Source organism: Zongyangia hominis (assembly GCF_014385095.1).
GTDB lineage: Bacteria > Bacillota > Clostridia > Oscillospirales > Ruminococcaceae > Zongyangia > Zongyangia hominis.
This window is the reverse complement of sequence record NZ_JACRTC010000001.1, coordinates 155,411-179,671: the sequence shown is the minus strand read 5'-3', so window position 1 is coordinate 179,671 and position 24,261 is coordinate 155,411. Positions and strand designations below refer to the sequence as shown.

The window sequence follows — 24,261 nt, the reverse complement described above, 5'->3', positions numbered from 1 at the left end:
GAGTGCCCACCTTGTCCAATGAAAAACCAAAGGAGTACCTGGGAATTCGAGAAATCGCCAAGCTCGCCCATGTATCACCTTCGACCGTATCCCGCGTCATCAACTCTCCCGAGCGCACCTCGGAAGAAGTACGCAACCAGGTCAACGCCGTCATCAAAAAATATCACTATATCCCCAATCAATTGGCGAAAAACCTGTTTTCCAAATCCTCCAATGCCATCGCGGTTTTTATTCACGATATGACCAACGCCTATTTCATGCTCCTTCTCAAGGAGCTCAGCCGCCTGGCCTTTGAGCAAAAGTACACCCTGCTCACCTGTAACATCAATAACAGCCAGGTGGAGCAGGAATACCTGGACTACTGCCAGTCCATCCGAACCAAGGGCATCATCGTGGTCGACGGCCCTTTCACCGATCTGTATAAACACACCCCGCCCTCCATCAAACTGGTCTCTTTTGACCGGGTCATGGACAGCTGGAACCACTCTTCGGTGACAGCCAACCAGTTGCAGGGCATCGATCTGGTGCTGGAACATCTGGTAGGGCTGGGCCACCGTAAGATTGCTTATGCCGCCGACAAGTGGAAAAGTTACGGCGCCAATACGAGAAAACATGCCTATCAGCAGCTCATAGGTTGGAAGTATAATCTTCCCTACCGGGAGGATTATGTGGGCTATTTTGAATGCGCCATTCCCTGTGGGCTGGATATAGTCAATTACTATATGTCCCTGCCGGACCCGCCTACCGCCATCCTCTGCACCAACGATACCATGGCTATCGGTGTGCTGATGGGGGCCCAGCATCTGGGGCTCAAGGTACCGGAGGATCTTTCCATCGTGGGCTTTGACGGGCTCAACGAAAACTTCTCCTTTCCCAAGCTGACAACCGTCAAACAGGATTACCACCAAATTGCCCGGCACCTGTTTGACAATATTGTTGATCCGGTCAAGGCGGCCCAGGTGCATCACGACGTCGTCGACGTCTCCCTCTCCATCGGCCAGACCACCGGTCCCGCCAAACGATAGCAGGCAATACAAAAGCGGCGCCCTCCTTTTAAAGGATAGCGCCGCTTTTTCCTGCAAAAAACAGGCCGCCAAAAGGCGGCCTGTTTTTATTTCATAGGATGTATTATTCCTGGTCTTCGCCGCAGCAGCCGCAGTCGCACTCGTCGTCTTCCACATCGTCGATGTCGAATTCCAAATGCTCGCCACAGCTCGGGCACTCCATCTGGCCGATGTCCAGCATCTCTTCGTCGATGCAGATGCTCTCGCCGCAGCTCGGGCAGGTGACTTCATAGAGCTCTTCCTCGTCGAAATCATCTTCGTCCTCGCAACCGCAGTCGCATTCCTCTTCCCCATAGAAGTCCTCTTCCAGGGTACCCAGATCTTCGTCGATGGCGTCCACCTGCTCACAGACCTCGGCGAAGCCGTCCTCCATATCGGAGATGGTCAGCGCCATGTCGTCCAGAATGTCGATCATCGCTTTAAAGATACGGCCCTCATTGGTCTCATCGGAAATGCCGATGCCTTCGCAAAGGCCTTTTAAATAAGAAACTTTCTCTGTAATCGTCATCATACAGACCTCCTTCTTGAACCTTTTCCGGTTCATCCGCGCTCTTTAGTTAGTCTTGCACGCAAAACAGAGTCTTATGCGCGCTCCATATATTCGCCGGTGCGGGTGTCGACACGGATCATATCGCCTTCGTTGATGAACAGCGGCACTCTGATCTCGGCGCCGGTCTCCAGGGTGGCGGGTTTGGTGGCGTTGGTCGCGGTATCGCCCTTGAAGCCGGGGTCGGTCTCGGTGACCTGCAGCTCCATGAAGAAGGGAGGCTCCACGCCAAAGACCGTACCCTTGTAGGAGAGGACCTTCACGTCGGTGTTCTCTTTGACGAATTTGAAGTTATCGCCCAGCTTCTCTTTGTTGATGGGGATATTCTCATAGGTCTCGTTGTCCATGAAGTAGTAAAGATCGCCGTCGTTGTAGAGATATTGCATCTCTTTGCGCTCCACATAAGCGGTGGGGAACTTCTCGGTGGGGCTGTAGGTCTTTTCCACCACTGCGCCGGTGATCACGTTTCTGATTTTGCAGCGGACAAACGCCGCGCCTTTGCCGGGTTTTACATGCTGAAACTCGATAATCTGGAATACGTTTCCATCCACATCAAAAGTAACGCCGTTTCTAAATTCGCCAGCACTTATCATAAATTAACCTCCAAAAAGTAAGATGTCACAAAAAGGGCCTTCCCTTTTTCCGATGGTGTCCCGCTTTTTAAGAAATTTTTCGCGGGCGCCGCAGTGCTTTTTGCGCTCTGACAGCCATCTCGTCTTATCATACTAAGTTTATATGATCTTCCCGTATTTTTCAAGGGGTTTTTGCACTTTCTCTATAAAACAATCAGCTTTTTCGGGGACTTTGTCAAATTCTCCGCGCCGTCCTCCCGGACGACCACCAGGTCCTCAATGCGCACGCCGAACCGCCCCTCCAGATAGATGCCCGGCTCCACCGTCATAAGGACGCCCGGCTCCAAAACCGCTTGACAGCCCGGGCTGAGCCGGGGCTCTTCGTGGATGAAAAGCCCTACGCTGTGGCCGAGGCCATGGCCGAAGCAACCCTGATACCCGGCGCCATCAATGATGTCCCGGGCAATTTTGTCGATCTTCGCGCAGCTTTCCCCCGCTTTGATGGCGGAGAGGGCCGCGAGCTGGGCAGAAAGGGTGGTATCGTACACCCGCCGCTGCTCGTCGTCAATTTCCCCCACTGCCACCGTCCGGGTCATGTCGCTGCGGTAGCCGTCCACCACGCCGCCAAAATCCATGGTGACAAAGTCGCCCTTCTCCACCGCTTTCCCGGTGGGGACGCCGTGGGGCAGGGAGGAATTTTTGCCGCTGACCACGATGAAGTCAAAGGCCGTCCCCTCGCTCCCCATCCGCCGCATGAAAAATTCCAGTTCTAAGGCGATGTCCCGCTCGGTGCGGCCGGGGCAGATGTAGTCGAGGATATGGGCAAAGCCCGCGTCGGTGATCTCCTGGGCCTGTCGGATACAGCGAAGCTCCCCCTCGTCCTTTCTCATCCGTAGGGCGGACAGAACCCCGCTGACCCCGCTCTTTTCCACAAACTCCAGGGTGGGAAAGCTCTTTTGGTAGCTCGCGAAGTCGGAGAGGCTCATGAAGCTTTCCTCCACCCCGACGCGCTCGACGCCGTGGCGGGCGAAAATTTCAGAGAGCTGCCGCTGCATCTTCTCGAGCAGGACGACCTCCATGCCCCGGACCCTCTCCCGGGCGGCCTCGATGTAGCGAAAGTCGATGAGGAAATAGCTTTGGTTGCGGGTGACGACCACCACGCCGGCGCTGGAATGCATGCCGGTGAGATACTGCCGGTTCTCCGGGGACGTGATGAGCGCCGCGTCGATCCCTTCGGGGAGATGACGCATGAAAGATTCGATATGTCTCATGATACGCTTCCTTTATTTACAAAGCTCGCTCAGCGCGTGAACGGCTAAGATGTAGCTGTAAGAACCAAAGCCCGCGATCTGGCCGGCGCAGACCGGCGCGATCACCGAGGTATGCCGGAACTCCTCCCTGGCGTGGATGTTGGAAAGGTGCACCTCCACACAGGGCTTCTTCACGGCCGCGATGGCGTCCCGGATGGCATAGCTGTAATGGGTGTAGGCCCCGGCGTTGAGCAGGATGCCGTCGTAGTCTGTGAGCGCCTCGTGGATTTTCTCCACCAGCGCCCCTTCGTAGTTGGACTGGAAGGTATCGCACGCCATGCCCAATTTCTTTGCTTCCCCGCAGATGCGTTCATTGATGTCCGCAAGCGTCTCATAGCCGTAAATCTGGGGCTCCCGCTTGCCCAGCAAATCCAAATTGGGCCCGTGGATGGCCAATATCTTTTTCACTGATGTTCTCTCCATTCCTGTCAGTTTTCTTTTGTCATGAGGGCCGCCTCATAGATGCGCTTCATAGTCCCGGCGTCCTCGGCCTGGGTCCCTGCGGACTCGCAGATGATGGTGGGGGCGCAATTTTTTCGCACCAAGAGCTCCGCCACCGGCGTAAAGTCGGGGCCGAAAATTTTGTCCTCGAAGGTCAGATGGGCCTTTTCCCCGCCCTTCTCGGTATACTCTATCTTGGAGAAATGGGCATGGAACCGGCGCATCCGCTCTTCCCCCAGTTTGTCTTCCATGGCGTCGAAAATGGCCTCGTAATCGCCAAAGGTCTTCAGCCCGCCGAAAGTGCGGGCATTGAGATGGCCAAAGTCGATGCAGGGGATGAGCCGCTCGTCGAGGCCGCACAGGGCGAGCACCTCATCGAGGGTGCCCAGTTGATTAACCTTTCCCATGGTCTCGGGACAGATATGGATGTCCCCGTACCCCGCCTCATCCAGGGCGGCCACCGCCCGGCCCATGGTGTCCATAGCAAGAGCGAGGGCCTCCTCCCGGCTCATCTTGCCGCAGGAGCCGGAATGGACCACAATCCGCCCGGCCCCCATGGCCTTGGCCGCTTTGGCGCTTTGGAGTATATAGCGGATAGAATTGTCCCGCTTTTCCTCCTCCAGGCTGGAAAGGGAAATATAATAGGGGGCGTGGAGGGAGAGGGTCACGTTTTTCTCCCGGGCCCGCTCCCCCAGCTGAGCCGCCGACGCGTCGGAAATCCGCACGCCGTGGCCGCACTGGTACTCGTAGGCGTCCAGCCCCATTCTTTCAATATATGCCGGCACCTCGGCAAAGGATTTGTAGCCCATGGCCGTAAAGCTCTCGCTGTTGCCCGCCGGACCGAATAACGCGGTCATCGTCCGCCTCCTCCGTTTTTGTTCTGGGCACGCCGGTAGCGGCGGAGAAATCCCCGCTCCAGTCCCCGCTTGATCTTAAAGCCCGTCTTGTCCTCCAACTGATAAGGGGTGACAAGGATGCTGGTGATGCCGTAGAGGTTGCCGCCCATGATGTCGGTGAAAAGCTGGTCCCCCACGATGGCGCAGTGCCTTTTGGGGGTTTTGAGCATGGCCTGGGCCTCCCGCATTCCCTTGGACAACGGCTTGTAGCCGCCGCCCACACAGGGGATCCCCAGCTTGTCGGCAAAGGGCTGGACCCGCTCCCGGCTGTTGTTGGAAACGATGATCATCTCCACCCCTATGTCCCGCATCCGTTTGACCCAGGCGGCGATGCCCTCGTAGGGCTCCGGATTGCCGTGGAGGCTCAGGGTGTTGTCCACGTCAAGCATCAGCGCGCCGATCTGGTGGCGGCGCAGAAAGGGGCCGTCGATTTGGGTAATGTTATCGAGCATGATGGTGGGTCTGATGAGGGCCATAATCCTACTCCGTTTCACTGACGTATTTATAAAACACAGTATAATACGATTTTTCCCCGGTGTAAAGCTCTCCCCCATCCGGCGCGGCGGCTGTTTCGTGGCTACATCTGGGCGCTCTCGCTGAGTCTCGCCACCGCGTCGTGGATTTTTGCCTTGGCTTCCGGGCCGGTGCGGGAGGACTGGATGTCCCGGATGATATTTTCCTTTTCCTGTTCCGGTAGATGGGCAAAGCGGTCCATGGCCGCCGTGTCCTGAGCTAGCGCCATGCCGAATCCCACCGGCAGGTCGGGGGAAGCGTGGTCGCTGTTGGCCGGATGTCCAAACGGATTGTGCTCGACGATATTTTTCATAGTGTTCTTCCTTTCCTATTGGTTTGTGTTTTCAGTTTTCCCCACTCTCTCCTCATTATCAGGCGCGCTTTTCGTTTCCACCATTTGCATGGTTTATTTTCTTTCCTCCCGCAAACAGTATTGCTGCAAGTACTTTTGGAAGGAGGAAAACACCCATGAAGCTCGCGAAAAGGCTGCCGGCAGTTTTTCTCATTGGCTCCTGCACCTATTCCTGCATCGAAATTCTATGGCGCGGATTTACCCACTGGACCATGGGCGTCACCGGCGGCACCTGTTTTTGTATCCTCTATCATCTTTATACAAAGTTTGAACGCCTCTCCCTCTTTAAAAAATGTGCCATCGGCTCGGCTGTGATTACCACTGCCGAATTTGTGGTCGGATGTATCGTCAATTTGCAGCTGCACTGGAATGTGTGGGACTACTCCTCCCGCCCCCTCAACCTGTTCGGCCAAATTTGCCCGCTCTACACCATCCTGTGGTTCTTGTTATCCATCCCCATCTACGGCGTCACCACCTTTCTCAATCGCAGCATCTTTATCCCCCGGCGCAGGCATTTCCTGCTCCCCGCTTCCCGGCAATAAAGCGGCTTTTCGCCGTCCCTCCAAATCGTCCAGGCCCTTCGGGGCCCGGGCGATTTTTTTGTTGAAGGCCATCAAAATTTGTTCCACAGACAGCCCCCAATTTCGCAATGCATCGCAAGTTGTATATACGATATAACGCAATCAATGCAAATTACTATGATTTTTCATAAGTTGTACTCCGCTCTTTCAGAAATATTCCTAAATGCTCCCCATAGATCAGGACAATATCAACAAAAAAATTAAACATGTTGCGATCTAATTGAAGACAAAAAGAAGAAATGTTATAATGACATCAACCGTTGGTCCCTTGATTTGGCAAAAAACAGCAAGGAAACGCTAGCATTCTCTTTGCCTATCCCTTTTCTTCCACCCGGACGGAAAGGGGAAGGGACCATTCTGTTGGATTATAAGAAGAAGGAGTGGAAATGAAATGCAATCAACCCCAACAAAGTCAGGGAAAAAATTGCGCAGAAAATTGCTGTCGCTGACCTTAGCGATTGCTATTTGCCTGACCTCTCTGATACCGGGCGTCACGGCCTTTGCCGCCGACGGGCCGGAGCAATTTCGAGGAACGCAGTTTATCACCAATCTCACCGGATGGAATGGTTTTAGCGGCAATTGGGCCATTGGGTCCGACGGCGTACGCGGCAGCAATGGCTCGATGAACGACGGGTTCTATCTCTCCGATGTAAAGGTCGAAGCTGGAGACGCCTTTACATACGAAGCGAGCTTCACCGTCAACGAGGGCAAAGCGGGCGGCATCGTCTTCGGTGTCGCGGACACTGGAAACCCCAGTGCCGATTGGTTTTGCGCCAACATCGACAAGTCCCGTTCCAATGGGCAGGGTGACTCCCGCATCTTCCACGTTCTCCAAGGTCAGCCTCTCGCCTTTGATAAGGGACGCAATCTGACCGCGGAAGAACTGAAAGCCAACGACTTCACCCTCAAAGTCGTCTATGACGGTGCGGGGCACATCAGCTCCTACCTCAACGGCAATGTGGTAGTCGACAATGAAGACGTCACGTTTGACGGCGGCAGCTTCGGGCTGCTCACCTTCCAAAGCGATGTGACCTTCCACAACGCCATGCTCACCGTCAACGGCGTGACCCAGGGCTTTACCACCAATCTGCCCGGCATGACCGGCAAAAACGGCTCCTGGAGCCTGGTCGATTCCGGTTTCCAAGGGAATAATATGGATGTCGGCGATGGATTCGCCATGAGCGGCGCCTATGTGTCCGCAGAGCAGGCTTTCACCTATGAAGCCAGCTTTTCCATCGTCGAGGGTACCGCAGGCGGTATTGTCTTCGGCGTCGCGGATCCGAATAATCCCAGCGCCGACTGGTACTGCGCCAATGTGGACAAAAGCGGTAACCGCGGCGGTAAGAAAGATTCCCGTATCTTCCATGTCAAGAACGGTCTGCAGTCTGAAAAAGGCCGCGATCTGACCACCGACGAGCTCGCTACAGATGACTATACCATCAAGGTAGTCTACGACGGCGAGGGCCACTTCAGCTCTTACTTAAACGATGTCGCTGTGATGGAAAATGAGCCCATCAGCTTTAACGGCGGCTACTTTGGACTACTCACCTATAAAAGCAAGGTGGATTTCCACAGCGCGCTTCTGAGCACTTCCGCAGAGGAAAAGGTATTCCATACCAATGCAACCGGTTGGCATGGAGTCGTAGGCACCTGGGAAAAAGCTTCCCCCGGCTACCGCGGCGCCAATGAGACCATCGGCGATGCCTTTGCTCTTTCGGACATCTATCTACCCTCCGGTTCCTCCTTTACCTATGAGGCGGACATGACCATCAACGTTGGTCCGGCCGGCGGTCTGGTCTTCGGCATCGCCAATCCCAGCAGTCCCTCCGACCGCTGGTACTGTCTCAACGTCAACAAAACCGATAAAAATACCCGATTCTTCCGTGTCAACGGCGTGGGCAAGGAGGAATCCCGGGCGCTAACCGAGACCGAGCAGGCCTCCAACCAATTCCATCTCAAAGTGGAGCTGGCCGCCGACGGCACCCTCACCTGCACCACCAACAACGAAGTGGTCACTTCCCAGAAGGTGGAAGGCTTTGCCGGAGGCTATATGGGACTGCTGACCTGGAATTCCGACGTGACCTTTGATAACGTCAATCTCACCTATCAGCTTCCCGAAAGCCAGTATGTAGAGCCGGGCAATCTGATTGTTCCCGAAGGCTCCAAGGCCTCCGGCAATGCTGCTGACGGCTATCTTTTGGAGGGCGCCGGGCTTGGCAATAACTTCGCCATTCTCGATAACCTGGTCGGCCCCTTCTCCTTTGAAGCGAATATGGAATTTACCAGTAACAGCTCCGCTGCCGGTCTCATGTTCGGCATCGGGGATAAAAACAACCTGGGAAGAAAATTTTGCGCTCTGCACATCAACAACAATGAGAAAACCGCCCGTGTATTCTATGAATATGAATACTTTAATCCGCCGGCGGGACGGGATAAGTTTGACTACAAAGTCTCCCTCCCTGACTCGGTGATGAACCAGAAGATCATCCCCATCAAGATCACCGTTGGTCAGGATAAAATGGTCAAAGTGTACATCGGCAATATGTATATCCCGGTCATCAACAAGAAATTTGAGGCCTATGCCGGCGGTTATCTGGGCTTTATGACCAACAATACTTCCGCCAAGTTTACCGATGTGAAGATTTATTCCGGTGAGCCGGAGGATCCCCTTTCCACCTACGAGCTGACCGACCTGGAGCTGGGCGAGCTCCACGGTGAGCACGTCACCGGCAATGCCGCCGACGGCTATGTCATGGAAAAGGGCGGCTCCTACAACAATTTCGCCGTCTTTGACGGTTACACCACCGCCATGGAGTACAAAGCCACCATGGAGATTCTCGACGGTGACACCGCCGCTGGTCTCATGTTCGGCGTGGGCGACACCCAGGCCTCCGGCAACGATTGGAGCGCCATCCACATCCAGCCCAGCCGCGGCAACACCATGCGGGTGTTCTGTGAGAAAAACTGGGACAAAAAAGATGGCCTCAACGAGCAGGTCAACCTGCCCGCCGGCACCTCCGATAAGCCCATGAACTTCAAGGTCACCATCGACCTCAATAACGTGTTAAAAGTCTATGTCAACGATATGGACAATCCCTTAGTCAACACGACGCTGAGCGGTTACACCGGCGGCCATGTAGGCTTTATGACCTTTAACACCGGCGCGAAGTTTACGAACCTCTCCCTCAAGGGCATCGTGTTCCCGCAGCTCCAGGGCTTAGAACTCATCGGTGCAAACCTCAACGAGTCCTTTGATCCGAGCTGCTACGATTACACCTCCGACGTGCCGGTGGACACCGCTTCGGTCAAGGTCAAAGCGTCCTTCGACGGCATCACCGCTACCCTCAATGGCAAAAAGCTCACAAGCGGTGTGGAATCCGACGTCATCCCGCTGGGCACCGGCAAAAACATCATCAATCTGGTGCTCACTAGCGCCGACGGCGTGCTCTCCAGAGCGGTCAAGATTGCCGTCAACAAGCCCTATAACCTGGGAGACGCCTACAATGAGACCTTCCGTCCCCAGTTCCACTTCTCCCAGATGCAGTACTGGTGCAACGACCCCAACGGCATGGTCTACAATGCCGAAACCGGGGAATACCACCTGTATTACCAGTATAATCCCGCGGTCCTCTATCACGACGGCCAGTCCCACTGGGGTCATGCCGTTTCCAAGGACATGGTCCACTGGACCGAGCTTCCCATCGCCCTGTATCCCGATGATATCGGTATCATGGCTTCCGGCTCCGGCGTCATTGACCGGAATAATACATCCGGTTTCTTCGATGATTCCACTCCGCCTGAGTCCCGGATGGTTGCGGTCTTCACCTATTTTGCCAATGGTCCTCACCCGGGCGAGGGCGGCGGCCAACGCCAGGCTCTGGCCTACTCCAAGGACAACGGCCTGACCTGGACTAAATATGAAGGCAACTCCGTCATCCCCAACGAGGGCAACAAATACGGCGGCGACTTCCGCGACCCGAAGGTCATGTGGATGGAAGACACCCAGGAGTGGCTGATGGTCGTGGCCGGTGGACGGGCCCGCATCTTCACCTCCCCCGACTTAAAAACATGGACCCACAACAGCGACATTGACTACAATGACGGCAGCGGCATCTGGTCCGAATGCCCGGATCTCTATCCGCTGAAGGTAGAAGGCACAGACCAAGTCAAATGGGTTTACAGCGGCTGTGGCGTCTTCTACGTCATCGGCGACCTGGTCAAGGAAGGCGGCAAGTACGTCTTTAAGGCGGACACCAACCGGCTGTCCTTCTACGAAGGAGGATTCGGCGGCGGCTCCGGCGGCGACATGTACGCCACCCAGAGCTTCTCCAACACGCCGGACGGCCGCACCGTCCTCATCAGCTGGATGCCTGAATCCAACGCAGATGCGCTCAAAGCCTACGACAAAAACTGGAACGGTAACCAGTCCATGCCGCTGGAAGCGAAGCTTTACAACGTAGGCGGCCAGATCAAGCTTGCCACCTATCCTATCGAGGAAATGAAATCCCTCCGTTCCCCCGATCCCCTTTACACGGTGGAAAACATTTCCGTCACACCGGATAGTGAGAATATCTTAAAAGATGTGAACGGTACTCTCTACGATATTGAAGCGGAGTTTACCCTGGGCGGCGCCACCGAGTTCGGCTTCAACCTGCGCACAGCGGGAGATCAGAAGACCGTCGTCAAGTACGATGTGACCAACCAGAAGCTGATCGTCGACAAAAATAATTCCGGCGTTCTCTCCACCGGCGTCAAATCCTTGTCCCTCGCACCCAATGGGGATAAGCTGAAACTGCGCATCCTGGTGGATACCTCCATCATCGACGCGTTTGGCAACGACGGCATCACTTCCGTCAATACCTTCTATTATCCCAACTCGGCCAATACCGGCATGGAATTCTTCACCACCGGCGGCAATGTCAAGGTGGATTCCATGAACATCTACGCAATGAACTCCGCCTGGAGCGAGACGACACCGGTTCCTGTGGTTCCCCTGCTCACCAGCGTCGACTTCTCCAAAGGCGAACTCTCTCCCGCTTTTGATCCCACCGTCAACGAATACACCATGACGGTTGCAAACGACGTGGAGAGCATCGACGTGACCTCTGTCTTTGCTTGGGCCACCACCGTCAGCGGCACCGTCAACGGTGATCCGGTCGCCATCGGCGAAGCGAAGACGGTCCCGCTCAACGTAGGTGAAAATACCATCACCATCCACCTCAAAGACAGAGTGAGCGAGAATATCTACACCATCAAGGTCACCCGGGAGCCTGCCATCCAGACGCCGGTTCTCGAAGGTCTGGCCCTCTCCGACGGCACGCTGACTCCCGCCTTCGCTTCCAATGTCACGGCCTATACGGCGTCTGTGGACAACGGGGTGGAAAGCGTCAAAGTCAAAGCCACCTTCGCTGATGGCACCACCGTTAAGATCGGCGACAAGACGCTGACAAGCGGTCAGGATTCCGATGCCATCGCTTTGAATGTAGGTGAAAACACCATTACCCTCTCCCTCACCGGAGCGGACGGCGGCGTCAACACCTATGCCATCAAAGTCACCCGCGCTGAAAAGGGTGAGCCTCCCATCGTCACGCCGGTGCTGGACGGCCTGGAGCTCTCGCAGGGCACCTTAAAACCGGCGTTTGCAGCGGACGTCAACAATTACACCGCCTCTGTGGCCTATGCCGTCAACACAATCAAGGTGAAAGCCGCCTTCGCTGAAGGCATCACTGTCAAGATTGGCGACATGCAGTTGACAAGCGGCCAGTTCTCTGAAGCTATCCCCCTGAATGTGGGCGAAAACACCATCACCCTCTCCCTCACCGGAGCGGACGGCGGTGTCAACACCTACACCATCAAAGTCACCCGCGCTGAGAAATCCGGCGGCGGTACTGTCAAACCCAGTATCCCCGGCGGCTCGAACAGCGATTGGAAGTGGCCCGGTTCCTCTTCCTCCGCAAATGGCGGAAAGGATAACCCTAAAGCGGGCGATGCTTCCCAGCTTCCGGTAGCCCTTGCCATCCTGGCAGCAGCAGCCGGCACCGCCGTTTGGGCTTCCCGCAAAAAGAAGAAATAAGAACGTCTTAAAAAAGAAAGCCGCGCATAGCGGCTTTCTTTTTTTGCTCAAACCGGCCGGCATGAATGAAGCGCTTCTCCCGGGCAAAACTAAAAGCGAGGTGATTGGATGTCCGCAAACTTTTACCGGGACAATCCCGACTTGCGCGAATACTATCTATCCCTGCCCGGCTACGTACAAAGCGCGCTGGACGCTTCCGGCGTGGAGCTGACCACCCTGGGAGAACTCCAGGAGTGCGCCGAAGAGCTCTGGCAGGAAATGGATGATACCGCGCGACATGATTGAAAGAGGTGATTTTCATGCCCCATCAGTACCGCGACTTGCATGAGATGATTCGTCAGGACGGCGAAATCAACCAGTTCTTCTCTTCTCTTCCTTCCTATGTACAGGAGACCATCTGCCAGCGCGCCGACAATATCCACAACCCGGAGGCCCTCCGGCGCTATGCCGACAACCTGCTCAGCGGCGATAAATAGCCGTTTTGACAGCATGAAGCCCCCGGTTCCTCCAGGAAGGAACCGGGGGCTCTTTTTGCCATCTTATCTTTGGCCCTTTTTGAGCTTTCTTCTTTGCAGCACCGGCAGCAGCGCCCGGCGCAGGCTGACAATGATCTCGCCGCTGTTGAGGACGAGCATCAGCGCCGTCAGCAGGATTTCCCAGACAATCCACAGCGGCAGCTCCATAATCATAATCAGGGACTGGCCGAAGAGGATGAAGGTGTTGATGGTCGTTTTTAACGCGTTCCAGCGCATCTTAATAAACCGTCTCGTATCCATGGCTCTCAGCAGGAAGACGACGAAATAACCGATGAAGGTGGCAAACACCGCGCCTGTGACCCCCCAGATGGGGATGAGCAGGAAGTTGAGCACGATGTTGACAATGGCCCCCGCCGCCGTGGTCAGCAGGGTGAGCAGACTCTTCTTCTCCACCATGTAGATACTGCCCAAGAAGTTGACCAGGCAGGAGAAAACAGTGGCCATGACGAGAAACGGGATATATTTCCAAGAGGAATAAAACTCCTGGGAAACCATGAGCTTGGTGATGAGCTTGGAGAAAAGGATGAGCCCCGATCCCGCCATAAAGACCAAAGATCCGTAGCATCGGAAAACCTTGGTGAAGAATTTTTCCCGTGACTGCTCCTCAGTGACGGCGGAAAGCTGCCAGGCGTCCATGAAGATGCTGGACACCAACTGAATGAGGGTCGGTATTTTATAGGCGGCTGCCAATAGGCCGTTTGCCTGGCTGCCCAGCATATAGGCAACAATGTAGCGGTCGGACATAGTGATAATCCACCAGAAGACCGTGTTGGGGATCAGCGGCAGGGAGTAGCCCAGCATGGCCCGGCCGGTAATGGTGTCCATCCCCCGAAAGCGGATGTATCTTGTGAGCCCCGCCGTAATAAACAGAAAGAGGACCGACAAGGTGTCCGAGCAGATGATGGCCAGGATATAGCCCAGCGCGCCCCAGCGAAAGCCTACGAGGAACAGGATGTTAAAGAGGATGGTGGTGATGGTACTCAGGATGCCGTCCAGCGCATAGAGCCGGACCAACCCTCGGGCCTTGACGAACTGGGAGCAGAGGGAGCGCATGGAGGACATGAACACGAAGAAATACATCATCATCGTGTAATCGGAGACATATTTGATTTTGTTGATGAGGGGCGCAAAGAGCAATAGCAGGCAGAAGCCCCCTAGGATGGAGAGGAGCCCCGTCGAAAAGACGTCGCTTTTTCGCACGCTGCGGTCCAGGCCAAAGCGCACCACGCCGTTGATGATACCCAGGCTCACCAGTGGCAGCAGGAGGTTGCCCGTCTGCACCACCAGGTCGGTGACGCCGTATTCCGCCGTACTCAGCACCCGGGTATATAGGGGCATCATCAGGTAGACCAGCACCTTGGAGCTGAACGTCCCGATGGCAAAGATGGCGGTATTGGAGATCAGTTTTTTATACTTGTTCACATCGTTCTCCTCATGTCTCTCTGAAAGTCGCGGGGGTGGAAAACAGGGAATTCTTACATATTATATACGAAAACGCTTCCATATGCAAAAGTTAAAGAAAATACCGCAAATCCTTTTCCGTGGATCTGCGGTACTGCATGGAAAGTTGATGGTCGCAATCACTGTAAACTGCGCGTACCAACCGCCTCTCCCCACCGGTGCCGGATGATCCTCCCAATCCCTCTGCCGGGTCGCTACTCCTCCGCGGCCACCGCCGTTTTCTTGTGAAAGCGCTCGGAGGAAAAAAGCAGGGAGATCACCATACCGATGACCAACGTGACGATGGCGATGGCGCCGTCCATGGTGAACAGCGCAAAGCCCGCCTTCATGTAAACACAGCCGATGGAGCCGATGACCAGCCCCAAAATGGCAAAATAGGTGGCCTGGGGGAAGCGGTGCAGGCAGGCGTCCATGGCCTTGGCGCCGAAAAGGATGCCGATGAGGACGCCGATGCCCACCGGCAGAAGCACAATGATGTTCAGGCTGCTGACCGCCGAGATCACCGAGTCATAGATGCCGAAGATCACCATCATCATCGAGCCGCTGATGCCCGGCAAAATCAGGCAGACGGCGGCCACCACCCCCACGCAGAGAAAGCGCAGGAAGGTCAGCGGGTCCATGGTGGTGATGAGGACGCTGGACGCAGACGGAGCAAAGGCGCCCGACCAGAAGACGATGGCCAGCATGACCGCCAACGTGATAAAGAAGGGAAACAGATGGACAGGTTTAAATCTGTCGGCCGTCGCCCGTTTATAGAGCATGGGAATGATGCCCACAATAAGACCCAAAAAGAAAAAGTTGACAGCCATGGGGAAATTTTTGAGCAGGAATTCGATGACCCGGCTAAAGAGCAGGATGCTGACGCCGGCCCCCGCTACCAAAGGAAGCAGGAAGCGCAAATTCTTGCGAAATCCCTCCCGCAAATGGCTGATGGCGCCAATGAGCTTGTCATAGATGCCCAGCAGCACCGCCAGCGTGCCGCCGCTGACGCCGGGAATGACTTCCGCGATGCCGATGATGGCGCCGCTGAGTAGATTTTTTATAAATTCCATCCAAAATTCCTCGTTTCCTTTTTCAAGATCTTTCGCTCGGGCCCTCTATCCCGAGGCGGCGCTTCTTCCTCTCCCAGAAGTTACTCATGCTGCTGCCGGGCACCTCGGTGAGCTCTCGCCCCAAAAAGGCGGGTGGCACAAAGGTATGGGCCTGCTCGACGCTTTCAAACTCGACCTCGGCGTAAAAAAACGCTCCCTCTTCCCCCTCGTCCACCAAGCTGCATTCCAATCGCAGTCCTTCCGGGAGGGCATAGACCCGGTAATCCTTGCGGATGGGCGGCATACATAAAAGCCGGCACAACCGCTCGTAGACGTCCTCTTCCAGATCCAGTTCGATCTCTTCCCGGCACAGCGTCCCCGTGCCCTTGAAGCACAGCCGGTAACTGGCGCCTTGGGGCGTTTCTTTCTTTCGGATACGCACCACCGGGCAGGTGGAAAGGTAGCCCTGCTCCACTTTGGCACGGTCGATTTCGGGAAGATTGGGAAAATCATCGATCAAAAATTTGCGTTCGATCTCCATGGTGGACCTTCTTTCGACGGGAAACTCGGGCGTCAATTTTCTTGCAGTATTATAGCATAAAACGGGAAGACAAAACACCAGAAATTGTGAACGCGCCGGTATATTCTATGTTTGTCATAATCTTTCTCTTCTAATCCTCCGCAAGCTGTGGATAATAACAAAGGAGGTGATCACCATGGAACAATTTCAGCCCGCGAAGCTCGACGATAACACCTTTGCCCAAATCCGCGACTGGGAAACAATGCTCAGCCAGGAAAAGGGGACTCCCATCGTTTTGGTGGCATATGAGGGAACAAAGGTATGCCCATGTCAAAAGGAGGCGCAATGATGGAAGAACGGATTTATCTGGGCCTGTCCGATCTGCTCGACCAGGATTTGACCAGCTATGAATACTTCCACTCCCTGCCGGCATCCATCCGTCACACTCTGGAGCAGGAGGATATCCGCAGTTTTTCCGAAATGCAGCAGATCGTGGCGCGGCAAAAAGAAAAGTAACGAAAGCGAAAGTTCATTTTTTCTTTGCAGAATTTTTGTAAGATAATCAAAGTGAGGTCATATTTTCCAAGTATAGTAAAGTCATTCCAAACAGGAATTGATAAGATACTGCCGATGCCCCCCGGTGGTCGGATTACCGGCCGTGGGGCTCCAGGCAGACTAACAGCAACCCTCCGCCAGAGAGGTTTTTGATAGATGAGGAAAGAAGGCTGCGGACCATTTAGGTCCGCAGCCTTCTTTTTGCGTTTCGAGTGTCCTTTCCGCCGCTATTGTGCGCATTCCATTGGTCTTATTTGTGATTGTCTTTGCTGTTGGATGGGCTTTTACGGGACAAGTTGTATGAAAAGTTGTCTAGAACCCTACCACTTTTTTCCACTTGTATGTGTCTATTCAAATTCGTCTCTTCCCTTTTGGTCATCCGCATCAATATTTTTGTGGAAAAAGTATAAAAAAATCGGACAATTCAGAAACAATTGCAGGTTAATTCATAATTTGTTAAAATAAGAATATCCATTTATCTTTTCTATTCATTGGAAAAGAGGGAAACAGAAGAAGAAGGAGTGAACCACAAAAATGCAACGAACAAAACGCAATTTTTCAAAGATTCTTTCTTTGGTATTGGCTGTTGCACTATGTCTCTCGGTAGCCATCCCGGGAGGAATGTCGGTCTTCGCCATCGACGGAGATCCGAGCAACTGGAACACCAACTTAGAAGGAATCAAAGCCGTAGGTTCTCTATTGACCTACGAGGAAAACGGATTAAAGGTTGCTTCCCCCGGAACGGGCTTTGACTTTTTTGCCGTGAGCGACGTGAAGGTGGACGGCGGTTTTACCTTTGAAACCGACGTCACCATCGTGGACGGCACCGACAGAACCGTCGGCCTGCTATTTGGAGCGGCGAGCAACAATGTGGGCAACGATGGCGGCATTGTCTTCAATCTTCCCGAAAACGATGTCAATGGGTCCCGTCTGTTTACCTTCGGCGGCCCCGACTATCGCACCAACAATACCCCCTTCACCCCCAAAGACAACCATACCTATCACATGAAACTGGAAGTCAACAACAAGTTTTGCAAAGCTTGGATTGACGATGTGCTGATTCACGATACGTATCTGAGAGGCTATCATGGCGGCTATCTCGGACTGATGTGCTTTAAATCATCCGCCGTCTTCCAGAACACCCAGTATACGGTGCTGGAAGACAACAAGGTCGTATCCATCGGCGGCATGGAAAACCTCAAGGGCGACTTCACCACCCCTTCCGATGACACCATGGTGATTCGGAAAAACGGCGGCAACAACCACGTCATCTCCGACACCAAGATGTCCGCTTTCCGTTTGGAATCAAACCTGCTGCTCTCCGATGGTTTCGAAGAGCAGGGCAAGATGGCTTACAAGGCGTCCTATATCTTCGGCTCCGTAAAAAATGATTTTTCTGAAAACATTGGAGACGGCTTCTTCGGCAACGAATTGGCCGCAGTCTATAACGGCACCTCCTATGACCTAAAATACAAGATGTTCCACGACCCCTGGAAATCCGACATCGGTCTTGCCGATAATATCGTTGGGCCCATCGACGTAGGGACAGTGGAAAACCTGGATACCCCCATCAGCTACAGTCTGACGGTGGGCGCGGACAAGAACCTGATCGTCACAGTCAATGGTCAGGATTTCCCGATTACCACCCCCAAAGCTTTTAAAGATTACTACACTGATGGCTATCTGGGCATTATGTCCTTTAATACCAAAGCGCAGGTCACGGGCCTCAAGGTCACCGACCTCAGCGCTCCCAAGCCCCAGGCGCTGGAAAACCTCAAAGGCGAGCATTTTTCCAAAGTTTCCGACGGCGTCTATGAGGTAGCTAACACAGGTGGCAACAACTATGTCATCTCCGACACCTCCGTTAACGCTTTCAGCCTGGAAGCGGACATCCTTTTCACCGATCCGAAGGATGAAAACAAAGCTTCCTTTATCTTCGGGGCAAAATCCGGAGAACTTAATTTCAATACCCAAAAATTTAACGGCGCTGAGATGTCCGCCATCAAAAACGGCGACAAATACGACGTCAAGGTTAAGATGTTCCAGGATCCTTGGGGCGTCGGCATGGGCGACAACATGGTGCCGCTGACCGTCGTCACACAGGTCGATGACTTAACCAAACCCATCCATTATAAACTGACCATGACGGATGACAAACAGCTGATCTTCACGATCAACGGCACGGATTTTGTATCCAAAAATGTCAACGCCGAATGGGTCAAACAGTATGTGGGCGGCTATCTGGGCTTCATGACCTGGAATAGCGTCGCACAGTTCTCTAATATCCAGGTCACCGACCTGACCGGCGTTTCCATCTCTGCAAAACTCTCCGGTCTAAAAGTGGACGGCCTGGACCTGACCCCCGCTTTTGCACAGAACACCACCCGCTATAACCTCCCGGATGTTCCCTATGAAACCGAGAGCATCAAGGTGACCGCCAATGTAACCGGCAACGGCGTCTTGACCATCGGCGGCAAAGAAGCGGAAAGCGGCGTCGCCATCGACGTTCCGCTGGAAGTGGGCCGGCAGGACATCCAGGTGAAGATTGTGGACGCAGCCACTTCCGTCCCCTCCATCACCACCATCACAGTCAAGCGCAATCAGGACCCCGCCACCTTCAACACCGAGATGTGGCGGCCCCAGTATCACTACATCCCCGAAGCCAACTGGTGCAACGACCCCAACGGCATGATCTATTATAATAACGAATGGCACCTGTTCTATCAGTATAATCCCAACACCCCGAAGAACGTGGGACAGTGGTGGGGCCATGCGGTGAGCTCTGATCTCATCAACTGGACCGAGCTTCCCGTCGCTTTGGAACCCGATTCCCTGGGCCAAATCTGGTCCGGCAGCTGCGTCATCGACGCTGAGAACAAATCCGGTCTCTTCTCCACCGATCAGGGCGGTCTGGTTGCGTACTACACCAGCCAGGCGGGCCACCAGTGGCAGAGCATGGCCTATTCTGAGGACAACGGCCGGACCTGGACGAAATATGATGGCAACCCCGTCATCGACAGCAAAAATGATATTGTCAACGGTGACCCGCTGCAGAACAATGACTTCCGTGATCCCAACGTCTTCTGGTATGAGCCGGCTGGAAAGTTTATCATGGTTGCTGCCGGTGGACCGCTGCGCATCTACTCCTCCAGCGATCTCAAAACCTGGACACTGGAAAGCGGATATGACAATGATCACACCCAGTATCGTCCGGAAGGCGTTTCCGCCATCTACTCCGAGTGCCCCGACCTTTTCCCGTTGCCTATTGACGGCAATAAAGACAAAATGAAATGGGTTTACAGCGGCGCCGGACGTTATTACATGCTGGGTGAACTCAAACAGGTCAACGGCAAATGGGCTTTCGTTCCCGACGACAATGTTCAGCACACCATGACCTTTGCCGCCGACTCCTACGCCGGCCAGACCTTTAAGTGCTCTCCCGACGGCCGCGTCATCATGACCAGCTGGATGAGCAACTGGGCTTATGCTGACGATATGTCCAACATCACCGGCAAATTCAACGGTGGCTATACCCTGTTCTACAATCTGACCCTGCGCACCACTCCCAACGGCGTCCGCCTGTTCCAGGAGCCCATTGAGGAGTACAAACAGCTGCGTCAGGATGCTGTCATTGAGAAAACCGATGTCACCATCTCCCCGGACGGCGAAAACATCCTCAAGGATTACCGTGGCGACCAGTACGAGCTGGTAGCCAATCTGCGCCCGGGCAACGGCGTCACCGAGGTGGGCTTTAAACTGCGCACCGGCGCCACCCAGGAAACCGTCGTCAAATATAACGTGGCCAGCTCCAACCTGACCATGGACCGCAGCAAATCGGGTAAATCCCCCAACGGCAGTTTTAACGGCAACGCCATTTCCAGCTACAAACTCAACAAGAACGCGGACGGCTCTATCGATCTGCGTATCTTCATGGATTGGTCCTCTGTCGAGGTCATCGCCAACAGCGGTGAAATGTATGGCGCACAGCGCATCTTCCCCGACTATGCCAGCATCGGCTTGGAGGCCTACTCCGTGGGCGGCGACACCCAGGCGGACGTCACCGTCTATCCGCTCAAGAGCATCTGGCGCGATTCCGAGGCCGGCGGCAACGAGCCCACCGCCCTCTATCTGGACGCGGCGGAGAATACCACCATCTATACCGATGATGTCATCACCGTTCATTCCCGCGTCCTGCCCGCTTCCGCCGATCAGTCCGTCGAATGGAATCTGACCGACGCCGACGGCGCTGTGGAAATCATCAGCCAGGATGCAACTTCCATCACCTTTAAAGCACTGAAAACTGGTTCCATCACCTTGGACGCGGCCACCAAGACCGGCGGCAAGACGGCCTCCGCATCCTTTAGCATCAAGGAGCAGACCTTCAAGACCAATCTGACGGGCTGGACCACCCAAGGCGGCACCTGGTCCATCACCGAAAACGGCTTTGAAGGCGTCACCGGCGGCGACGGCTTTGCGCTGGGCAGCGAAGTCTTTAACGACGGCTTCAAGCTGGAAGGCGATATTACCTTTGTCACCGGTAAAGCCGCTCTGGGCCTTGTCTTTAACGCCGGCGACAGCCCCAGCAATTCTTACTGCCTCAACTTTGACTTTGGCGAGGGCCTGGAATTCGGTCAGCAATACCGCTGGTTCAAGTTCCCCTGGGGCGGCCACAAAGATGATATTGCCAAGGTTATGTTCTCCGACGCCGCCTTCGTCCCCGAAAAGGGCAAGACCTATCATATTGTCTTGACCTACAAGGACGGCAAGCTATCCTACGCTATCGGCGACGACAAGGGTATGCACGACATCTTCAAAGATGTCGAGGATCCGAATCACAACTACACCGGCGGTCGTATCGGCGTCATGGGCAACAATTCCACGGTACGCATCAATAACTTCTATGTCACCTCCCTGGCGGATCCCGCCTCAGTGGAGACCAAGGTGGGCGACATCACCATGAACGTGGGCGGCACGATGGATGCTCTCACCGCACAGCTGCCCGACACCGTCACGGTCAAGCTGACCGACGGCCGGACCCAAGACAATGTGGGCATCACCTGGAACACCAGCGCTGTCAAACTGAACGAAATCGGTACCTATGATGTCATCGGCACCGTGGATGGTACAGACGTGACCACTACCGTCAAGGTGAATATCCAAGATCCTTCCCCCGTTATCAGCATCGACCCGAAAGAAGTCACGCTGACGGTGGAAAAGGGCGCCGATAAACAGGCTGTTATCGCACAGCTTCCCACCTCCGTCACCGGCACCAAGGCCGACGGCAGAAAGGTCGACGTTCCTGTCCTCGGTTGGGACTTTAGTAAGGTGGATCTGAACACCGCCGGCACCTACACCGCGGTCGGCACCCTCAAAGACACCACTGGCGGCCTGGGCGGCGAGACGAACATCATCTCGATCAACGCCATTATCACCGTCAAGGCGCCTGACGAAACCTCCGACGAACCTCCTGTCACCTCTGTCACCACCAAGCCGAGCACCAGTAAGCCCTCCATTCCGGGCGGCTCTGGCTCCGACTGGAAGTGGCCGGAAGGCTCCTCCAAACCCGCTGACGGCAAAGAGAATCCCAAGTCCGGCGACAATTCCGCACTGCCCATCGCTCTCGCGGCACTGGCAGTCGCGGCTGGCGCGGTCGTTCTCGTCAGCAAGAAGAAAAAATAACCCTTAACGGTTTTTCCTAAAAGGGGGACAGCGAAAGCTGTCTCCCTTTTTCTATGCCCAGCTGGGTTTTCCCCCTTTCTTCATCACCAAAATGGGGCCCCTCCCCTTCCCCACTTTTGTGGAGCTTTCCCCCTGCTCTTTCTCAGAGAAATATGGTATACTATTTTTGTCTTTCGTGTTTTCGGGCATTTTGGCGCCCGTCCTCTGGATGTGACGCCAGGCCCTTTTGACCGCCAAAAAGAAAGGGGATTTATCTTGCAGCAAGCAAAACGTAAGAAGAAAGGCAAATTTGCCACCTTTGCCGGTTACTACCGGCCCCATCTGAAGCTCTTTATTCTGGACATGGTCTGCGCCTTTTTTATCGCGGCCATTGATCTGCTCTTCCCCCTGGTATCCAAGGGCGCCATGGAGCAGCTTTTGCCCCAGCGGCTCTTCGGCACCTTTTTCCTTGTCATGGGCGCGGTAGCTCTGGCCTTTGTCCTGCGGTCGGTGATGTTTTATATCGTCACCTTTCTAGGGCACCAGCTGGGCGTCTACATCGAAGCCGACATGCGCCAGGATCTCTTTTCCCACCTTCAGACCCTGTCCTTCCGCTTCTATGACCAGAACCGCACCGGCCATCTGATGTCCCGTGTGACCAACGACCTCTTTGAGATCACGGAGCTCGCTCACCACGGTCCGGAGGACCTTTTCATCTCTCTGATCACCCTCATCGGTTCCTTCATCGTCATGTTCACCATCCAGTGGAAGCTTGCGCTGGTGGTCTTCTTCATGATTCCACTCATCGTCTTCTTTGCCACCTCCCAAAAGCGGCGGATGGCCGACGCCTCCCTCAAGGTCAAAAAGCGGGTGGCCGACGTCAACGCCGATCTGGAATCCAGCCTTTCCGGTATGCGGGTGGCTAAGGCCTTCTCCAATGAGAAGTACGAAATCCGCAAGTTTTCCAAGGGCAATGACCGCTTTAAAAACTCCAAGGGCGAGTTTTACAAGGCCATGGGCATCTTTAACGCCGGCATGGAATTCCTCACCGCCATGCTCAACGTTCTGGTCATCGCGGTGGGCGGCTTTTTCATCATGCGGGGAAGCCTCACCTTCACCGAGCTTATCACCTTTAACCTCTATATCGCTGTCTTCCTCCAGCCTATCAAGCGCCTGACCTCTTTCATGGAGCAATTCACCACCGGTATGGCGGGCTTCGGGCGCTTCACGGAGCTGATGGATATCGAACCCGACGTCAAGGAGGCTCCCGACGCCAAGGTGCTCGCCGACGTGCGGGGAGACGTGGCGTTTGAGGACCTCTCCTTCTCCTACGACGGGGAGCACAATGTCTTGGAGCATGTCAGCCTCTCCTTAGGCGCAGGGGAAACCCTGGCCGTGGTGGGACCCTCCGGCAGCGGCAAGACCACCCTCTGTCAGCTCCTGCCCCGTTTCTACGACCCCACCGGCGGGCGCATCCTCATCGACGGACAGGACATCAAGGAACTCACCCTCCATTCCCTGCGGGACGCGGTGGGCATTGTCCAGCAGGACGTCTTCCTCTTTGCCGGTACCATCGCCCAGAACATCCGCTATGGGCGCAGCAGCGCCACCATGGACGAGGTGGTCCAGGCCGCCATGCTGGCCGACATCCACAAGGAGATCATGGCGCTGCCCGACGGCTATGACACCTATGTGGGCGAGCGGGGCATCCTCCTTTCCGGGGGCCAGAAGCAGCGTATCAGCATTGCCCGCATCTTCCTCAAAAACCCGCCCATCCTCATCCTCGACGAGGCCACCTCGGCGCTCGACAGCGAGACTGAGTCCCGCATCCAGCAGGCCTTCGACCGGCTGAGCCAGGGCCGCACCACCCTCATCATCGCCCATCGCCTCTCCACCATCAAAAACGCCAATCGGATTGTGGTCATCGACAACGAGGGCATCGCGGAACTGGGCACCCACGAGGAGCTGATGCAAAAGGACGGAAGATACGCCGCTCTCTACCGCACCCAGTTCGGCCAGTCACCCAAAGAGGAATAGCGGCATAGGATGCTCACAGAAAAAATATTCACGGAGGGCTTGACAAATCCGGCCGCCGTGATTATACTAAAAAGCAATCAAACAACCCACAAACCGTTGATTGAGAAGAGTAGG

At 54.9% G+C, this 24,261-nt stretch carries 19 protein-coding genes and 1 other annotated feature (1 of these 20 running past the window's edge); of the genes, 9 read left to right on the top strand and 10 right to left on the bottom strand.

The window, feature by feature from the left end; all coding sequences use genetic code 11:
• Positions 1–11 precede the first annotated feature (11 nt).
• Positions 12–1,025 (top strand): LacI family DNA-binding transcriptional regulator, encoded by a 1,014-nt coding sequence (locus tag H8709_RS00780; RefSeq protein ID WP_262396470.1) that lies wholly within the window; start codon positions 12–14, stop codon positions 1,023–1,025.
• A gap of 103 nt (positions 1,026–1,128) precedes the next feature.
• Here the strand turns inward: H8709_RS00780 and H8709_RS00775 are convergent, their stop codons facing one another.
• The 7 genes from H8709_RS00775 to H8709_RS00745 form a co-directional block, all read right to left on the bottom strand.
• Positions 1,129–1,572 (bottom strand): CD1247 N-terminal domain-containing protein, encoded by a 444-nt coding sequence (locus H8709_RS00775; RefSeq protein WP_262396469.1) that lies wholly within the window; start codon positions 1,570–1,572, stop codon positions 1,129–1,131.
• A gap of 74 nt (positions 1,573–1,646) precedes the next feature.
• Entirely contained in the window at positions 1,647–2,204 is a 558-nt protein-coding gene (gene efp, locus H8709_RS00770; RefSeq protein ID WP_262396468.1) for an elongation factor P, read from the bottom strand.
• Between the two features lie 182 nt (positions 2,205–2,386).
• Positions 2,387–3,454, bottom strand: coding sequence for a M24 family metallopeptidase (locus H8709_RS00765; RefSeq protein ID WP_262396467.1), 1,068 nt, complete (start codon positions 3,452–3,454; stop codon positions 2,387–2,389).
• 12 nt (positions 3,455–3,466) lie between these two features.
• Positions 3,467–3,916 (bottom strand): type II 3-dehydroquinate dehydratase, encoded by a 450-nt coding sequence (gene aroQ, locus H8709_RS00760; protein ID WP_262396466.1) that lies wholly within the window; start codon positions 3,914–3,916, stop codon positions 3,467–3,469.
• Between the two features lie 5 nt (positions 3,917–3,921).
• Positions 3,922–4,791, bottom strand: a complete 870-nt coding sequence (locus H8709_RS00755) for a TIM barrel protein (RefSeq protein WP_262396465.1) — start codon at positions 4,789–4,791, stop codon at positions 3,922–3,924.
• The gene (locus H8709_RS00750; RefSeq protein ID WP_262396464.1) at positions 4,788–5,306 is read right to left on the bottom strand and encodes a YqeG family HAD IIIA-type phosphatase; all 519 of its coding nucleotides are present in this window, start codon (positions 5,304–5,306) and stop codon (positions 4,788–4,790) included. The genes H8709_RS00755 and H8709_RS00750 overlap by 4 nt, the downstream gene beginning before the upstream one ends.
• A 101-nt stretch (positions 5,307–5,407) precedes the next feature.
• A complete protein-coding gene (locus H8709_RS00745; protein WP_262396463.1) occupies positions 5,408–5,656 on the bottom strand; it encodes a hypothetical protein in 249 nt (82 codons plus the stop codon).
• 155 nt (positions 5,657–5,811) lie between these two features.
• Here H8709_RS00745 and H8709_RS00740 point away from each other — a divergent pair, with 155 nt between their 5' ends.
• The 4 genes from H8709_RS00740 (at position 5,812) to H8709_RS00725 (ending at position 12,825) form a co-directional block, all read left to right on the top strand.
• Complete coding sequence (locus H8709_RS00740) at positions 5,812–6,237, top strand: putative ABC transporter permease (RefSeq protein WP_262396462.1); 426 nt, start codon at positions 5,812–5,814, stop codon at positions 6,235–6,237.
• 463 nt (positions 6,238–6,700) lie between these two features.
• A complete protein-coding gene (locus tag H8709_RS00735; RefSeq protein ID WP_262396461.1) occupies positions 6,701–12,349 on the top strand; it encodes a cadherin-like beta sandwich domain-containing protein in 5,649 nt (1,882 codons plus the stop codon).
• Between the two features lie 108 nt (positions 12,350–12,457).
• A complete protein-coding gene (locus H8709_RS00730; RefSeq protein WP_262396460.1) occupies positions 12,458–12,634 on the top strand; it encodes a hypothetical protein in 177 nt (58 codons plus the stop codon).
• Positions 12,631–12,825 (top strand): hypothetical protein, encoded by a 195-nt coding sequence (locus H8709_RS00725; protein WP_262396459.1) that lies wholly within the window; start codon positions 12,631–12,633, stop codon positions 12,823–12,825. Before H8709_RS00730 ends, H8709_RS00725 begins: the two co-directional genes overlap by 4 nt.
• Positions 12,826–12,888: 63 nt before the next feature.
• On the opposite strand, the gene H8709_RS00720 is transcribed toward H8709_RS00725, so the two are convergent.
• From H8709_RS00720 to H8709_RS00710, 3 genes are all read right to left on the bottom strand, one after another.
• Entirely contained in the window at positions 12,889–14,307 is a 1,419-nt protein-coding gene (locus tag H8709_RS00720; RefSeq protein WP_262396458.1) for a lipopolysaccharide biosynthesis protein, read from the bottom strand.
• A 233-nt stretch (positions 14,308–14,540) separates the two neighbouring features.
• Positions 14,541–15,398, bottom strand: coding sequence for a DUF368 domain-containing protein (locus H8709_RS00715; RefSeq protein WP_262396457.1), 858 nt, complete (start codon positions 15,396–15,398; stop codon positions 14,541–14,543).
• A 22-nt stretch (positions 15,399–15,420) separates the two neighbouring features.
• Positions 15,421–15,918: a hypothetical protein gene (locus tag H8709_RS00710; protein WP_262396456.1), complete on the bottom strand. Its 498-nt coding sequence runs from the start codon at positions 15,916–15,918 to the stop codon at positions 15,421–15,423.
• Positions 15,919–16,093: 175 nt separating this feature from the next.
• On the opposite strand from H8709_RS00710, the gene H8709_RS00705 reads away from it, so the two are divergent.
• The 4 genes from H8709_RS00705 (at position 16,094) to H8709_RS00690 (ending at position 24,147) form a co-directional block, all read left to right on the top strand.
• Complete coding sequence (locus H8709_RS00705; protein WP_262396455.1) at positions 16,094–16,246, top strand: hypothetical protein; 153 nt, start codon at positions 16,094–16,096, stop codon at positions 16,244–16,246.
• The gene (locus H8709_RS00700; RefSeq protein WP_262396454.1) at positions 16,246–16,413 is read left to right on the top strand and encodes a hypothetical protein; all 168 of its coding nucleotides are present in this window, start codon (positions 16,246–16,248) and stop codon (positions 16,411–16,413) included. Before H8709_RS00705 ends, H8709_RS00700 begins: the two co-directional genes overlap by 1 nt.
• Before the next feature lie 618 nt (positions 16,414–17,031).
• A complete protein-coding gene (locus H8709_RS00695; RefSeq protein ID WP_262396453.1) occupies positions 17,032–22,131 on the top strand; it encodes a GH32 C-terminal domain-containing protein in 5,100 nt (1,699 codons plus the stop codon).
• Between the two features lie 255 nt (positions 22,132–22,386).
• Positions 22,387–24,147: an ABC transporter ATP-binding protein gene (locus tag H8709_RS00690; RefSeq protein ID WP_316248732.1), complete on the top strand. Its 1,761-nt coding sequence runs from the start codon at positions 22,387–22,389 to the stop codon at positions 24,145–24,147.
• A gap of 87 nt (positions 24,148–24,234) precedes the next feature.
• Positions 24,235–24,261 (top strand) — a binding site (T-box leader); it runs 223 nt beyond the window's last position.

Bases quoted from the DNA above. Each gene is read 5' to 3' on its own strand.
- H8709_RS00775 (WP_262396469.1), bottom strand. From the start codon at position 1,572: ATGACGATTACAGAGAAAGTTTCTTATTTAAAAGGCCTTTGCGAAGGC.
- efp (WP_262396468.1), bottom strand. From the start codon at position 2,204: ATGATAAGTGCTGGCGAATTTAGAAACGGCGTTACTTTTGATGTGGAT.
- H8709_RS00765 (WP_262396467.1), bottom strand. From the start codon at position 3,454: ATGAGACATATCGAATCTTTCATGCGTCATCTCCCCGAAGGGATCGAC.
- aroQ (WP_262396466.1), bottom strand. From the start codon at position 3,916: ATGGAGAGAACATCAGTGAAAAAGATATTGGCCATCCACGGGCCCAAT.
- H8709_RS00755 (WP_262396465.1), bottom strand. From the start codon at position 4,791: ATGACCGCGTTATTCGGTCCGGCGGGCAACAGCGAGAGCTTTACGGCC.
- H8709_RS00750 (WP_262396464.1), bottom strand. From the start codon at position 5,306: ATGGCCCTCATCAGACCCACCATCATGCTCGATAACATTACCCAAATC.
- H8709_RS00745 (WP_262396463.1), bottom strand. From the start codon at position 5,656: ATGAAAAATATCGTCGAGCACAATCCGTTTGGACATCCGGCCAACAGC.
- H8709_RS00740 (WP_262396462.1), top strand. From the start codon at position 5,812: ATGAAGCTCGCGAAAAGGCTGCCGGCAGTTTTTCTCATTGGCTCCTGC.
- H8709_RS00730 (WP_262396460.1), top strand. From the start codon at position 12,458: ATGTCCGCAAACTTTTACCGGGACAATCCCGACTTGCGCGAATACTAT.
- H8709_RS00715 (WP_262396457.1), bottom strand. From the start codon at position 15,398: ATGGAATTTATAAAAAATCTACTCAGCGGCGCCATCATCGGCATCGCG.
- H8709_RS00710 (WP_262396456.1), bottom strand. From the start codon at position 15,918: ATGGAGATCGAACGCAAATTTTTGATCGATGATTTTCCCAATCTTCCC.
- H8709_RS00705 (WP_262396455.1), top strand. From the start codon at position 16,094: ATGGAACAATTTCAGCCCGCGAAGCTCGACGATAACACCTTTGCCCAA.
- H8709_RS00700 (WP_262396454.1), top strand. From the start codon at position 16,246: ATGGAAGAACGGATTTATCTGGGCCTGTCCGATCTGCTCGACCAGGAT.